We start from the raw sequence: 13,925 nt of genomic DNA, 5'->3' as shown, positions 1-13,925 counted from the left end.
AACGGCGGCCGCAGCCGGCGTTTCCGGCGCGGCTTGTCCTGTCCGAGCGGGGCGCTCAGATCATCGGCCGTTTCAGTCATGCGAGATCCCGAATCACTCCAGCCGACGATACCACGCCGCGGTCAAGCGGCGGCAGGCCGGGATAGGACGGGGACGGCGGAGTTCCAGGCAAAAAGGGCGGCTCGAAGAGCCGCCCTTTTTTCGTGAGATCGTGAGACCGCGCGTGGCGTCGACTTAGTTCGCCGCCTTAGTTCGCCGCCTTGGGCTTGTCGGCCGTGGCCTTGCTGTCGCCGCCGGGCGCGGGTGCGGCGGAGGCGCTGTTCTTGATGCCGTGGAGCAGGTCGCCGGCAAGCTTGAGTGCCTTGTCGTCCTTGGCATCGGGCGGGACGTAGGACTGCGAGCCGGTCTTCTCGTCGCCGTCGTTCTTCAGATGGCCGCGCAGCGAAGCCTCGCCCTTGGTGTCGGTGCGCGACTTCAGCTCGTCCGGCACGTCCTGGAGCACCTCGATGTCGGGCACGATGCCCTTGGCCTGGATCGACTTGCCCGACGGCGTGTAGTAGCGGGCGGTGGTCAGCCGCAACGCGCCGTTGCCGCTTCCCAGCGGAATGATGGTCTGCACCGAGCCCTTGCCGAACGAGCGCGTGCCGACGATGGTCGCGCGCTTGTGGTCCTGCAGCGCGCCGGCGACAATTTCCGACGCCGAGGCAGAGCCGCCATTGACCAGCACGATGACCGGCTTGCCCTTGGTCAGGTCGCCCGCATGCGCGGTGCGGCGCTGGGTCTCCTCGGCGTTGCGGCCGCGGGTCGACACGATCTCGCCCTTCTCCAGGAACGAGTCGGAGACGGTGACCGCTTCCTCGAGCAGGCCGCCTGGATTGTTGCGGAGGTCGATGATGTAGCCCTTGAGCTTGTCACCGATCTGGTTCGAGAGGTTGGCGACCTCGCGCTTCAGGCCTTCGGTGGTCTGCTCGTTGAAGGTGGTGATGCGGATATAGGCGATGTCGTCCTGCTCGACGCGCGCGCGCACCGAGCGGACGCGGATGTTGTCGCGCACCAGGGTGATGTCGATCGGATTGTCCTGACCCTTGCGGATGATCTTGAGCTTGATCTTGGTGTTGACCGGGCCGCGCATCTTCTCGACGGCCTGGTTGAGAGTCAGGCCCTGCACCGCCTCGTCGTCGAGATTGGTGATGATGTCATTGGCCATGACGCCGGCGCGGGAGGCCGGCGTGTCGTCGATCGGCGAGACCACCTTGATCAGGCCGTCTTCCATCGTGACCTCGATGCCGAGGCCGCCGAACTCACCGCGGGTCTGCACCTGCATGTCGCGGAAGCTCTTGGCGTCCATGTAGCTCGAATGCGGATCGAGGCCGGTGAGCATGCCGCTGATGGCGGATTCGATCAGCTTGGTATCGTCGGGCTTCTCGACATAGTCGGAGCGCACGCGCTCGAAGACGTCGCCGAACAGATTGAGCTGACGATAGGTGTCCGCAGTGGCGGCCCGCGCGCTGGAGCCCATGAACACCGCGCGCGGCTGGGTCACGAACAGCGTCAGCGCCGCACCGGTGGCGGCGCTGAGGAGGATTACTGAAGTCTTGCGCATCATCCGCGAACCTTCTCGCCTTCATTTGCGGCCCACCATGGGCCTGGATCGATTGGAGTGCCGTCCTTACGGAACTCGACATACAGCACAGGTTGACTCGCGTTCGTGGCGAGAATGGAGGCGACTTGAGATGTCGACCCCATGGTCGCGACCGGCTCCCCCGTGAGCACAAACTGTCCGATGTTGACCGAAATGCGCTCCATCCCGGCGATCAGGACATGATACCCGCCCCCGGCATTGAGGATCAAGAGTTGTCCATAGCTGCGGAATGGGCCGGCATAGACCACCCAGCCGTCACACGGCGTCGTGACCTGGGAGCCGGGCCTGGTGGCCAGCGAAATGCCCTTCTGAACCCCGCCGACCCCGTCGGAACCGCCAAAGTCCCTGATCTTGTTACCGTTAACCGGGAGAGGCAGGAGGCCCTTGGCCGACGCGAAGGCGATCGCCGGGGTCGTGCGGGACCGGTCCTTGAAGGCGGCCGGACCGGATTTGGCACTCGTATTGGCGCTGGCGGCCGCCTTGGCTTCGGCCTGCCTGGCGGCCTCAGCCGCCTTCTCCGCGGCCCTGGCGGCGCTTTGCAGATCCTGCTCCATCTTGGCGATCAGCCCCTGGAGATCGCCGACCTGTCTCGAGAGCGCGATGGCGCGCGCATTCTCGGCATCGAGGTCCTTCTCGCGTGCCGCCTGCTGGCGCTGCCGCTCGTCGACCAGGGCGGTGAGTCGGGTCTGGTCGTTGCGGACCTTGTCGCGGTCGGCGGCGAGTTGGTCGCGTTCGGTGGCGATGGTCTTGCGCAAGGCCACGAGCTCGCCGAGCTCGCCCGCGATCTTCTCGGCACGGCCACGCAATTCCGGCACGACGGCGCCGAGCAGCATCGCCGTGCGCAGCGATTGCAGCGCATCTTCGGGCCGCACCAGCAGCGCCGGCGGCGCGCGCCGGCCGGCGCGCTGCAAGGCCGCCAGCACCTCGACGATGTCGGAACGGCGCGAATCGAGCGAGATGCGCATCTGTTGCTCGCGGTCGTTCAGCGCGCGCAGTCGCGCTTCTGCCTCGTCGATCTTGGTCTCCACGGTGCGCACGTTGGCGGCGGTCTCGATCAGTTGCTGATTGAGCTGGGTGCGGTCCTGGCCGAGCGCGGTGATCTCGGCCTTGAGCTTGGCCTGCGCTTCCTCCGCGCTCTTCTGCCTGGCGCGCGCGGCCTCCAGCTCCTGCTCACGCTGCTTGATCGCGTCGGGCGAGACGGCTGCGGTCTGCGGCGCCGGCGTTGCCGTCTGGGCTTGCGCGAGGCTTGCGCCGGCGACGTTGGCGATCAGCAGCAGGTTGAGAATCGGCGCTCGCATCGCTTCTCAGCAAAGTTGCTCGTTGTGGCGCGCATCACGCGCGGTGATAGGGATGGCCGGCCAGAATGGTGGCGGCCCGATAAAGCTGTTCCAGAAGCATGACGCGGACCATCTGGTGCGGCCAGGTCGCAGAGCCGAACGCGATCGCGAGCTTGGCCTTACGGCGCAATTCGGGCGAAAGTCCGTCCGCCCCTCCGATCACGAAGACAGTATGTCCGGCGCCTTCGTCGCGCCAGCGCCCGAGATGCCGTGCGAATACGGTGGAATCGAGATTCTGGCCGCGCTCGTCCAGTGTCACCAGGATGGATCTCTCCGGAACATGCGCTGAGATCGCCGTGGCCTCTTCGGCCATCCGTGTCGCAGCATCGCGCGCGCGGCTCTCGGGAATTTCGTGGATGCTGAGCTCGCGGAATCCAAGCTTGCGGCCGGCCTCGTCGAACCGCTCGAAATAGCGATCGGCAAGCTCCCGTTCGGGGCCCTGCTTCAGCCGGCCCACCGCAATGACAGCAACACGCATGATATCTTCAGGGTCTGATATCTTCAGGGTCGCGCTTCGAGACCGCGCGCTACAAGCGCGCGCACGACGCTAGCATGCGCGTCAGCCGATTCGAAATCGGCTCGATGAGCCTAGATCGCCTTCGCCGCCCCAGGGCCCTGCGTGTACAATCGCTCGAGATTGTAGAACTCGCGGACCTCGGGTCTGAACACGTGCACGATCACGTCGCCGGAATCGATCAGCACCCAGTCGCAATTGGGCAAGCCCTCGACATGGATGTTCTTGACGCCGTTTTCCTTGAGGCTCTTGGTGACGTTTTCCGCGATCGCGCCGACGTGCCGGTTCACCCGGCCGGTGGTGACGATCATGTAGTCGGAGTACGCCGATTTGCCGCGAAGGTCGATGGTGACCGTCTCTTCCGCCTTCATGTCCTCGAGGCGGGAGAGGATCAGGCTCAGCGTCTTGTCGGCGTCGGGTTGCGCCTTCAAGGCCGCAGCTTTGGTCGATGTTTTACGCGTAGGCTTGGCAACCTTGGGTAAAACAGGCTTGGACAATACAGATGTGGTCAGGGACCATTCCTTTCACTGTATCGCGAACGCCGAATCCGACGCTCACTGGTTACACTACATCATGTGGGGTTAAGGGTTTCAATATGCCAGAGAGCCTCCAGCCCGCACACTTCGTCTCACTTCGTACCTTTCCAGCTGCCGTCCGGGTTCCGCAGGCCGGTCGAGGAGAGGTTCAGCTTCAATCCGGTCAGGAATACCCAGGCCGGAGCCCGTCGATCCGCAAGCCCTGCCGCCTTGTCCTCGGGCAGACGGTAGCGCGATAGCGCCTGAGCGGCAGGCGAGCCGAGGGCGCGAAAACTCTCCGGGGGGCGATCGATGATGGCCATTGGCACCTGGGCGGCGATGCGCCGCCAGTCCTGCCAACGGTGGAATTGAGCGAGGTTGTCGGCGCCCATGATCCAGACGAAGCGCAAGCCAGGGAAGCGGCGGCGCAAGGTGTTGATCGTGTCGATAGTATAGCGGGTGCGAATGACGGATTCGAGACAGCTCACCTCGATGCGCGGATCGTTGGCGACGTCGCGCGCGGCCTGCATGCGCGCGCCGAGTTCGTGCAGCGTGCCGTTCTCCTTGAGCGGATTGCCGGGGGTCACCAGCCACCAGACGCGATCGAGCTGCAATCGCTTGAGCGCAAACCGGCTGATCGCGCGATGCGCCTGATGCGGCGGATTGAAGGAGCCGCCGAGCAGGCCGATGCGCATGCCCTTGGTGGTGGGCGGAACCGCTTGGGCCACGAAACGCGGCACGACGAAATTGCTGCTCAATGCCCGCGCCTCGCGACGTCTACGGCCGGGTCTGTCCGGTGCCGTGAACGCGATATTTGAAGCTCGTCAACTGCTCGGCGCCGACCGGGCCGCGGGCGTGAAACCGGCCGGTGGCAATTCCGATCTCGGCGCCGAATCCGAACTCGCCGCCATCGGCGAACTGCGTCGAGGCGTTGTGCAGTACGATCGCAGAATCGACCTCGCTCAGGAATTTCTTCGCCGCACGCTCATCGGCGCTCACGATCGCATCGGTGTGATGCGAGCCGTGGTTCTGGATATGTGCGATCGCGCCGTCGACGCCGTCCACCACCTTCGCCGCGATGATCGCGTCGAGATATTCGGTGTCCCAATCGTCCTCGCCGGCGGGCTTGACCCGTACATCGGTCTTCTGCACGGCGTCGTCGCCGCGTACTTCGCAGCCGGCATCGAGCAGCATCTCGACCAGCGGCTTCAGGTTCGCAGCAACGGCGGCTCGGTCGACCAGCAGCGTCTCGGCCGCGCCGCAGACGCCGGTGCGTCGCATCTTGGCGTTGAGCACGATCGACTTCGCCATGGCGAGGTCGGCACTGCCGTCGACATAGACGTGATTGACGCCTTCGAGATGCGCGAACACGGGCACACGCGCTTCCTGCTCGACGCGCGCGACGAGGCTCTTGCCGCCGCGCGGCACGATCACGTCGATCGCGCCGTTCAGGCCCGACAGCATCATGCCGACCGCGGCGCGGTCGCGCGTCGGCACCAGCGTGATCGCGGCTTCGGGCAGGCCGGCTTCGCGCAGGCCCCGCACCAGGCACTCATGGATGGCGCGGCACGAGCGAAAACTGTCCGAGCCGCCGCGCAGGATCACGGCATTGCCCGACTTCAGGCAGAGCACGCCGGCATCCGCCGCAACGTTGGGCCGGCTCTCGAAGATCACGCCGACGACGCCGAGCGGCACGCGCACGCGCTCGATGGTCATGCCGTTCGGCCGCTGCCAGCTCTCGGTGACGACCCCGATCGGATCGGCGATGCCGCGCACGATGCCGATGCCCTCGGCCATCCCTTCGACGCGCGCCGGGGTCAGTGTCAGGCGGTCGATGAAGGAGGAGGTGGCGTTGCCGGAAGCGCGGGCCTCCGCAACGTCCTCGGCATTGGCAGCGAGAATCGCAGCAGAGTTTGCGCGGATCGCCCGCTCCATGGCCTCGAGCGCCCGGTTCTTCTGCTCCGGCGGCGCCAGCGCCAGCACGCGCGCGGCAGCGCGAGCACGGGCGGCGAGATCGGACATCAGCGCCAAGAGATCGCCAGCTCGATCGGCATTGCCGTCAACGGCTTTGAGGGGGGCGGCCATGGGGTTCAACCTTCTGCTAAGGCGGTGTCCTAGCACGGAAATCCCGCTTTTGCGAAGGGTGGGGAGGGTATGGCTGGTCTCCCGATGGCGGGTCAGTTGGTTCAATGGCCCAGTCCGATCGCATTCCGCGGCGGTGCGTCAGCACCGAAATGTCGAGATCCCCGGCGCGCAGTCGCGGTCTGGTCCTTCGGACCATCCCGGAATGACTGAGCAAAGGGGCTACCCGCCCACGACCAGATCGTCGCGGTGGATCATCTCCGATCGCCCGCTGATGCCGAGGATGGCCATCACGTCCGGGGAGGAGCGGCCCTTGATCCGATCGGCGACCTCGGCGTCGTAGGCGATCAGGCCGCGGCCGACCTCGCTGGCGTCGGGGCCGCGGACGATCACGGCATCGCCGCGGGCGAACTGGCCCTCGACGTTGATCACGCCGGCGGGCAGCAGGCTGGCGCCGGCGCGCAGTGCGGTCACCGCGCCGGCATCGATGGTCAGCGTGCCCTTCGGCTCCAGCGTGCCCGCGATCCAGCGTTTGCGCGAGGTGATGGGATTGGCCGGCGTCAGGAACCAGGTGCAGCGGCCGCCATCGGCGATCGCCTGGAGCGGATGCTCGATCTTGCCGGAGGCGATCAGCATGTGCGTGCCGCCCGTCGTGGCGATCTTGGCCGCCTCCACCTTGGTGCGCATGCCGCCGCGCGACAGTTCGGACTCGGCATCTCCCGCCACCGCCTCGATCTCGGAGGAGATGCTCTCGACCACCGGAATGAGCTTTGCGTCCGGGTTGTTCTTCGGGGGGGCGTCGTAGAGGCCGTCGATGTCGGAGAGCAGCACCAGAAGGTCGGCGCTCGCCATCGTGGCGACGCGCGCGGCGAGGCGGTCATTGTCGCCGTAGCGGATCTCGTTGGTGGCGACCGTGTCGTTCTCGTTGATCACGGGGATCGCGCGCCATTCCAGCAGCTTGCCGATGGTGGAGCGGGCGTTGAGATAGCGGCGGCGCTCTTCGGTGTCCTGGAGCGTCACCAGGATCTGCCCGGCGCCGATGCCGTGGGCGCCGAGCACCTCCGACCAGATCCGGGCCAGCGCGATCTGGCCGACGGCGGCGGCGGCCTGGCTCTCTTCCAGCTTCAGCGGACCACGCGGCAATTTGAGCCGGCTGCGGCCGAGCGCGATCGAGCCGGAGGAGACGACGAGGACGTCGCGTCCTTCCTTGTGCAGCTTGGCCATGTCGTCGGCGAGCGCGGCGAGCCAGGACGCCCGCACCTCGCCCTTGTCGGAATCCACCAGCAGCGCGGAGCCGACCTTGACGACGATGCGGCGGAATTGACTGAGTTCGGGGCTGGCCATGTGTGTATGTGCTGGCGCGTGTGACGAATGGCTCTGCATCGAGAAACGGCGGAGCGAAAGGCGGCGCCGGTGAGGACTGCTTTTGCAGCATGACGATGGCCGGCGCAAGGCGGGCGACAGGGTAGACGGCCGACGGCGGCCTTGTCTTGGACGCCGTTCCGGTTCTAATGCCGGCAACCAAAAACGAGGCTGGAGAGGAAACGTATGGACCGACGCAAATTCATGGCCGGATGTCTGGGGCTGCCGCTGCTGGCCCAGGCGGGCGAGGCGCAAGCGCAGGCCGGGCTGAGCAAGATCATCTTTCCCTTCGCGGCCGGGGCCGGCGGCGATACGCTGTGCCGTCTGATCGCACAGGAGATGGCCCCAGTGCTGCAACGGACCATCGTGGTCGAGAATCGCACCGGCGGCGACGGGCTGATCGGCATCAAGGCGGTGAAGGGCGCAAGCCCCGACGGCAGCATGGTGCTGGTGACGACGGGACCGACCATGTACCTGCTGCCGATGGTGGAGACGACACCGAGCTTCGACACCGCCAAGGATTTTGTGCCTGTATCGCTGCTGGCGCGGTTCGAATTTGCGCTGGTGATCAACCCGGCGGTCGACGCCACCGATTTCAAGAGCTTTGTGACGTGGCTCAAGGCGCATCCGGACAAGACCTCGTTCGGGGTGCCGAGCAACGGCACGATTCCGCATTTCATGGGCTCCAAGCTCGAGAAGGATCTCGGTATTCCCCTGACCCGCGTGCCCTATCGTGGCAGCGCGCCCATCCTCAACGACCTCGTCGGCGGCCACATCTCGTTCGGCATCACCACGTTGGCCGACGCGCTGCCGCAACATCGCGCCAGGGGCGTGAAGATCATTGCGGTCTCGAGCGTGGAACGTTCGCCCTTTGCGCCCGACGTGCCGACTCTGAAGGAGAGCGGCATCGATCTCGTTGCCGATGCCTGGTACGGCATGTGGCTTCCCGCCGGCAGTCCGCCGGATCTCGCCAGCAAGCTCGGCGCCGCCGCAAGCGCCGCACTGGCCAAGCCCGAGGTGAAGGAAAAGCTCACCGCGATCGGGCTCATTCCGGTCGGCTCGACACCGGACGGATTGACGAAGGAGCTCGCAGCGAACATCGCGTCGTGGCAACCGATCGTGAAAGCGACGGGATACAAGATCGAGAACTGAGGCGTTGCTCGCACGACGCGCTCCGCCGTCATGGCCGGACTCGATCATGCCCGGGTCAAGCCCGGGCATGACGGCATTGAGGCAGTTGCGTCCCGGCTTGGCCTAACCCGACGGGCCCGTGTCCTCGATGATCGGTCCGAACAGCTCCCAGCGTTCGCCGTTGAACTTCATCATCTGCATCTGCTTGTTGACGCGGTAGTCGTTCGGCCCGGTGGTGATCTTGATGCCGGGCAGCGCCAGGCTCGGCGTGTAGCCCTTGATGTTGGCGGCCTGCTTCATCACGTTCTCGCGCGTGAGGTCGTCGCCGCATTGCTTCAAGACCTGCACCAGCAGCTCGGCCACCGAATAGGCATAGGTGTTGATGGTGTTGAGCTTGTCGCCCTCCGGGAAATACTTGTCCATGAAGGCGAAGAAGGCCTTCACGCCCGGATCGTCCTTCCACTGGGGATCGCCGGGATCCTTGCCGTAATTGGTCGAGATGATGCCCTTGGAGATGTCGAGGCCGGCCGGCTTCAGCGTTGCCGACACCGGGCTCGCATTGATGTCGAGGATGTGCACCGGGGTCCAGCCGAGATCGGCAAGCTTCTTGATCGCCTGCGCCGCGAATTTCGGCGTCGAGGCATCAAAGAACAGATCGACCCCCATCGACTTCAGCTTGACCACCTGGGAATCGACGGTCGGGTCGGTGACTTCGTAGGAGACCTCGCCGACGATCATGCTGGCGGCCTTGTCGCCGAGGCCGCTCTTGAGGCCGGCCAGATAGTCGCGGCCCATGTCGTCGTTCTGGTAGAGCACGCCGATCTTGGCGTTGGGATGCTCCTTGAGAATGTACTTGGCGTAGATCCGCCCCTCGGACACGTAGTTGGGATTGTAGGCGATGGTCCAGCGATAGTTCTGCGGATCGCTGAAGCGCGCGGCGCCGGTCGAGGCGAGGAGTTGCGGGACCTTCTTGCCGTTGAGGTACTTCTGCACGGCCGCGTTCGCGGCTGTGCCGATCAGTTGGAAGGTGAACAGCACTTCGTCGCCCTCGACGAGCTTGCGCACCTGCTCGACGGTCTTTGGTGGCGAATAGGCGTCGTCATACTGGATCAGGTTGATCTTGCGGCCGTTGATGCCGCCCTGATCGTTGATCATCTTGAAGTAGGCGGCCTGGGTCTTGCCGATATTGGCGTAGACGGAATAGGCGCCGGAGAACGGCACGGTCTGGCCGATCTTGATCTCGGTGTCGCTTGCACCGGTGTCATACTTCTTCTGGGCGAGGGCCTGGCTGGTGGAGACCACGAAGGCGAGCGCCGCCGTGGCAGCTATGAAGGCTCTGCGATTGTTCATGTTGGGCTGTTCCTCCTGACGGAATTTTCGGCCGACGGTCTTTCTCCGTTGATTGCAACGGTCGCCATCGCTGCCGAAGATTGTGGAGGAAGGTTCGCCGCTACGCAAGGATCGCAGCGCTGCGCCGTAGCGTCTCAGGCCAGGAAGTCTTCGGTCAGGGACTCTTGGGTCAGGGAGTCTTGGGTCAGGCGTCTCAGGCCAGGAACAACGCAGCCAGCGCGACCGCCGCCGGCAGCGCCTGCACCATCAGGATGCGGGGGCTGACGGTGGCGGCGCCATAAGCGCCGGCTACGATCACGCAAAGCAGGAAGAACGTCTTGACCTGAAGTCCGAAGGCGGGGTTGCCGTGCACGAGGCCCCAGACCAGGCCCGCAGCCAGGAAGCCGTTGTAGAGGCCCTGATTGGCCGCCAGCACCTTCGTGATCTCGGCCTTCTCCGGCGAATTCCGAAACACTTTCAGGCCCAGCGGCCTGTTCCAGAGAAACATCTCCAGGATCAGGAAGAAGACGTGCAGTGCCGCGACCAGCGCCACCAGGACATTGGCGATCAGGTTCAAGGTGAGCTCCCCCAAAGCGTCAGCTTTCGGGTGGACGCTAGCACGGCCGGCATGGCAAGTGCGATGGGTGTGTTTCGATTGCCTGGTGCCGCAATGCCCGCTCGATCAACCAAGACGCCTGAACGCTTCGGCCTCGATCGCCTGGCGACGCCGATCGGGGTCGCGTTGCTTGTCACCGATGCCGAAGGCGCGTTGCGCGCGCTCGACTGGGAGGACTACGAGCACCGCATGCGCGGGCTGTTGCGCCTGCACTACGGCGCGGTGGATCTGAGTAATCAGCCTGCGCCCGCGGGTATGCGGACGGCGTTGTCCGGCTATTTCGAAGGCGAACTCGGTCGGCTCTCGGGCATCGCGTGGCGCATCGCCGGCACGCCGTTCCAGCAAAAGGTCTGGACCGCGCTCGCGCGCATCCCTGCCGGCACCACGATGAGCTATGGCGCGCTCGCCGCAAGGATCAACATGCCCAAAGCCATTCGTGCCGTTGGCCACGCCAATGGTTCCAACCCGATCAGCGTGGTGCTGCCTTGCCATCGGCTGATCGGTGCAGATGGTTCACTGGTGAAGTACGGCGGCGGACTGGAGCGCAAGCGCTGGCTGCTGCGGCACGAGGGTGTGGAGGTGTAGGCCTCTCCGCTCACGCCGCCGGCTGAACCGCCTTGTCGCCGGCCATCACATGGGTCAGCGCGCTCTTGATCGCGGCCTGCCGCGTCGGCGCGTTGATCTGCGCGCCCAGGAGGTCGGTGACGTAGAACACGTCGCGCGCACGCTCGCCGAAGGTCGCGACATGGGCGGAGGCGATGTTGAGATTGAGCTTGGAGATGGCCGTGGTCAGCTCGTAGAGCAGGCCGGGCCGGTCGAGGCCGGAGACCTCGATCACGGTGTAACGGTCGGACCACTGGTTGTTGATGGTCACTTCCGGCTCGATCACGAACGGCCTCGCCTTGCTGCGTACGGTGCGCCGCGCCACTGCTTCGGGCAGGCGCAGCTTGCCCTCCAGCACGTCCTCGATCATCTCGCCGATGCGCGTGGCGCGCCGGCCCTCGTCCTCGTCGCGGTCGTATTCCCGGGAGATCGAGATCGTGTCGAGCGCGCGACCGTCGGTCGTGGTGTAGATCTGGGCGTCGACGATGTTGGCGCCGGCCGAGGCGCAGGCGCCCGCGATGATCGACAGCAGCCAGGGATGGTCGGCGGCGAAGATCGTCAGCTCGGTGACGCCGCGCACCTCGTCGAAGCCGACATTGATTGCGAGCTTGTGGCCGGCCTGCTCGCTGGAGCGGACGAAGCGGGCGTGGCGGATCTTGCGCGGCAGCTCGACCTTGAGCCAGTAGGCGGGATAGTGCCGGCCGATATAGGCGTCGAGCTCGTCCTTCGGCCATTCGGCGAAGGCCATTCGGAATTCGGCCTGCGCGGCGGCAAGGCGTTTTCCCCGGTCGACTTCCGAGAAGCCGCCTGTGAGCACCGGTTCGGTCTCATAGTACAGAGAGCGCAAAAGCTGCGCCTTCCAGCCGTTCCACACGCCCGGGCCGACGCCGCGGATGTCGGCCGTGGTCAGGATGGTCAGGAGCTTCATCTGCTCGACCGACTGCACCACGGCGGCGAAATTCTCGATGGTCTTGCGATCCGAAAGGTCGCGCGACTGTGCGACCGTGGACATCGTCAGATGCTCCTCGATCAGCCATGCCACGAGCTCGGTGTCGGCCGGGCTGAAGCCGAGCCGCGGGCAGAGCCGGCGGGCCACCTTGGCGCCGGCGATCGAGTGATCCTCGGGCCGCCCCTTGGCGACGTCGTGCAGCAGCGTCGCGATGTAGATCACCGCGCGGTGCTCGGGCCGGGTCTTGCGCATCAGGTCGCTGGCGAGCGCGAACTCCTCGATGCCGCCGCGCTCGATGTCCTGGAGGAAGCCGATGCAGCGGATCAGGTGCTCGTCGACGGTGTAGTGATGATACATGTTGAACTGCATCATCGAGACGATCTTGCCGAAGGCGCGGATGAAATGGCCGAGCACCCCGGTCTCGTTCATCCGCCGCAGCACGATCTCCGCGTTGTCGGAGGTCAGGATCTCCATGAACAGCCGGTTGGCCTCGGGATTCTCGCGCAGCTGTGCATTGATCAGGCCGAGCGACCGTGTGACGTCGCGCATCGCATCCGGGTGGAAGGCGAGGTTGTTCTTCTGCGCCAGGCGGAAGATGCGGATCAAATTGACCGGGTCGTTCTTGAAGACGTCGGGCGCGGCGACGTTGATGCGGTTGTTGTCGACGATGAAGTCGTCGCTGTCAGGGACGCGCCGCTTCACCGCGGTCGGTCGCAACCGCGCCATCATCCGGCTCAGCACCGGGGCGGGCTTGGCCTGCTGGTCCTCGAGCTTGGCGCAGAGGATGGCGGTGAGGTTGCCGACCTCCTTGGCGACCAGGAAGTAGTGCTTCATGAAGCGCTCGACGTCCTGCATGCCGGGATGCGAGGTGTAGCCGAGCCGCACCGCGATCTCGCGCTGGAGGTCGAAGGAGAGGCGCTCTTCGGCGCGGTTGCAATAGAAGTGCAGATTGCAGCGCACCGACCAGAGGAAATCGGCGCAGCGGCGGAAGCTGCGATATTCCTGCGCGTCGAACACGCCGCGCCCGACCAGCTCGTTCGTATCGCGCACGCGGTAGACGTATTTGGCGATCCAGAACAGCGTGTGCAGATCGCGCAAGGCCCCCTTGCCGTCCTTGACGTTGGGCTCGACCAGATAGCGCGACTGGCCGCCGCGGCGGTGCCGCTCCTCGCGCTCGGCGAGCTTTGCGGTGACGAATTCCGACGCGGTGCCCTGCACGACTTCCTTGTCGAAGCGCTCGACCAGCTCCTCGTAGAGCGGCTTGTCGCCGGTGAGGAAGCGCGTCTCCAGGATCGCAGTGCGGATCGTCATGTCGCCGCGCGCCTGCCGGATCGATTCGTCGACCGAGCGCGTGGCGTGGCCGACCTTCAGCCCCATGTCCCAGAGGCAATACAGGATCGCTTCGGCGACCTGCTCGCCCCAGGCGGTCTGCTTGTAGGGCAGGATGAAGAGCAGATCGATGTCGGATTCCGGCGCCATCAGGCCGCGGCCATAGCCACCGGTCGCCACCACCGCCATGCGCTCGGCGCCGCTCGGGATCGGCGAGCGGTAGAGATGGCGGGTCGCGGCCGAATACAGGATGCGGATGATCTCGTCCTGCACGTGGCACAGCCGCTCGGCGCAGCGCCGGCCGTGACGGTCCTTCAAGAGGATTGCCTGCGCGGCCGCGCGCGCCGCGATCAGTTCCGCCTTGAGCAGTTGCGCCATCGCCGTGCGGAACGCGTCCTCGCGCCCCTGGTAATTTTCGGCAAGCGCATCGACCGCGGCGGTGATCCGCGCGGTGTCGAAACGATCGTCCACCCCGGCCTTCTGCTCAGTCGCGATGCTGTCCATGTCTCTCCGGAT

12 protein-coding genes are annotated in these 13,925 nt (G+C 65.5%); 2 read left to right on the top strand and 10 right to left on the bottom strand.

What is annotated here, in order from left to right:
* Positions 1-247: 247 nt before the first annotated feature.
* The 7 genes from IC50_RS08225 to proB all read right to left on the bottom strand — a co-directional run bounded on the left by IC50_RS08225 (position 248) and on the right by proB (position 7,434).
* Positions 248-1,606: a S41 family peptidase gene (locus IC50_RS08225; RefSeq protein ID WP_035702865.1), complete on the bottom strand. Its 1,359-nt coding sequence runs from the start codon at positions 1,604-1,606 to the stop codon at positions 248-250.
* Positions 1,603-2,940: a murein hydrolase activator EnvC family protein gene (locus IC50_RS08220; protein WP_035702863.1), complete on the bottom strand. Its 1,338-nt coding sequence runs from the start codon at positions 2,938-2,940 to the stop codon at positions 1,603-1,605. The genes IC50_RS08225 and IC50_RS08220 overlap by 4 nt, the downstream gene beginning before the upstream one ends.
* A 34-nt stretch (positions 2,941-2,974) precedes the next feature.
* Positions 2,975-3,457, bottom strand: coding sequence for a 23S rRNA (pseudouridine(1915)-N(3))-methyltransferase RlmH (gene rlmH, locus IC50_RS08215; RefSeq protein WP_035702862.1), 483 nt, complete (start codon positions 3,455-3,457; stop codon positions 2,975-2,977).
* A 110-nt stretch (positions 3,458-3,567) separates the two neighbouring features.
* Positions 3,568-3,924 carry a ribosome silencing factor gene (gene rsfS, locus IC50_RS08210; protein ID WP_035702860.1) on the bottom strand — a complete coding sequence of 119 codons (357 nt, stop codon included), beginning with the start codon at positions 3,922-3,924 and terminating at the stop codon, positions 3,568-3,570.
* A 197-nt stretch (positions 3,925-4,121) separates the two neighbouring features.
* Positions 4,122-4,766 (bottom strand): nicotinate-nucleotide adenylyltransferase, encoded by a 645-nt coding sequence (locus IC50_RS08205; RefSeq protein ID WP_035702859.1) that lies wholly within the window; start codon positions 4,764-4,766, stop codon positions 4,122-4,124.
* Between the two features lie 19 nt (positions 4,767-4,785).
* On the bottom strand, positions 4,786-6,093 hold the full coding sequence (locus tag IC50_RS08200; RefSeq protein WP_035702857.1) for a glutamate-5-semialdehyde dehydrogenase: 1,308 nt from the start codon (positions 6,091-6,093) through the stop codon (positions 4,786-4,788).
* Positions 6,094-6,312: 219 nt separating this feature from the next.
* Positions 6,313-7,434: a glutamate 5-kinase gene (proB, locus tag IC50_RS08195; RefSeq protein WP_035702854.1), complete on the bottom strand. Its 1,122-nt coding sequence runs from the start codon at positions 7,432-7,434 to the stop codon at positions 6,313-6,315.
* Positions 7,435-7,638: 204 nt separating this feature from the next.
* Here proB and IC50_RS08190 point away from each other — a divergent pair, with 204 nt between their 5' ends.
* On the top strand, positions 7,639-8,604 hold the full coding sequence (locus IC50_RS08190; protein ID WP_035702852.1) for a Bug family tripartite tricarboxylate transporter substrate binding protein: 966 nt from the start codon (positions 7,639-7,641) through the stop codon (positions 8,602-8,604).
* Between the two features lie 102 nt (positions 8,605-8,706).
* On the opposite strand, the gene IC50_RS08185 is transcribed toward IC50_RS08190, so the two are convergent.
* Together IC50_RS08185 and IC50_RS08180 are read right to left on the bottom strand one after the other, a co-directional pair.
* Positions 8,707-9,933, bottom strand: coding sequence for an ABC transporter substrate-binding protein (locus IC50_RS08185; RefSeq protein ID WP_035702850.1), 1,227 nt, complete (start codon positions 9,931-9,933; stop codon positions 8,707-8,709).
* Between the two features lie 193 nt (positions 9,934-10,126).
* Positions 10,127-10,483, bottom strand: a complete 357-nt coding sequence (locus IC50_RS08180; RefSeq protein WP_244429557.1) for a DUF1304 domain-containing protein — start codon at positions 10,481-10,483, stop codon at positions 10,127-10,129.
* Between the two features lie 99 nt (positions 10,484-10,582).
* Here IC50_RS08180 and IC50_RS08175 point away from each other — a divergent pair, with 99 nt between their 5' ends.
* Positions 10,583-11,113, top strand: coding sequence for a methylated-DNA--[protein]-cysteine S-methyltransferase (locus IC50_RS08175; RefSeq protein WP_035702848.1), 531 nt, complete (start codon positions 10,583-10,585; stop codon positions 11,111-11,113).
* 10 nt (positions 11,114-11,123) lie between these two features.
* Here the strand turns inward: IC50_RS08175 and IC50_RS08170 are convergent, their stop codons facing one another.
* Positions 11,124-13,913, bottom strand: coding sequence for a [protein-PII] uridylyltransferase (locus IC50_RS08170; protein WP_035702847.1), 2,790 nt, complete (start codon positions 13,911-13,913; stop codon positions 11,124-11,126).
* Positions 13,914-13,925: the final 12 nt, after the last annotated feature.

It is taken from the genome of Bradyrhizobium genomosp. I (2014) (assembly GCF_000261685.1).
GTDB lineage: Bacteria > Pseudomonadota > Alphaproteobacteria > Rhizobiales > Xanthobacteraceae > Bradyrhizobium.
This window is presented reverse-complemented; position numbering and strand designations above follow the sequence as displayed.

Bases quoted from the DNA above. Each gene is read 5' to 3' on its own strand.
- proB (WP_035702854.1), bottom strand. From the start codon at position 7,434: ATGGCCAGCCCCGAACTCAGTCAATTCCGCCGCATCGTCGTCAAGGTC.
- IC50_RS08190 (WP_035702852.1), top strand. From the start codon at position 7,639: ATGGACCGACGCAAATTCATGGCCGGATGTCTGGGGCTGCCGCTGCTG.
- IC50_RS08185 (WP_035702850.1), bottom strand. From the start codon at position 9,933: ATGAACAATCGCAGAGCCTTCATAGCTGCCACGGCGGCGCTCGCCTTC.
- rlmH (WP_035702862.1), bottom strand. From the start codon at position 3,457: ATGCGTGTTGCTGTCATTGCGGTGGGCCGGCTGAAGCAGGGCCCCGAA.
- IC50_RS08200 (WP_035702857.1), bottom strand. From the start codon at position 6,093: ATGGCCGCCCCCCTCAAAGCCGTTGACGGCAATGCCGATCGAGCTGGC.
- IC50_RS08225 (WP_035702865.1), bottom strand. From the start codon at position 1,606: ATGATGCGCAAGACTTCAGTAATCCTCCTCAGCGCCGCCACCGGTGCG.
- IC50_RS08220 (WP_035702863.1), bottom strand. From the start codon at position 2,940: ATGCGAGCGCCGATTCTCAACCTGCTGCTGATCGCCAACGTCGCCGGC.
- IC50_RS08170 (WP_035702847.1), bottom strand. From the start codon at position 13,913: ATGGACAGCATCGCGACTGAGCAGAAGGCCGGGGTGGACGATCGTTTC.
- IC50_RS08175 (WP_035702848.1), top strand. From the start codon at position 10,583: ATGCCCGCTCGATCAACCAAGACGCCTGAACGCTTCGGCCTCGATCGC.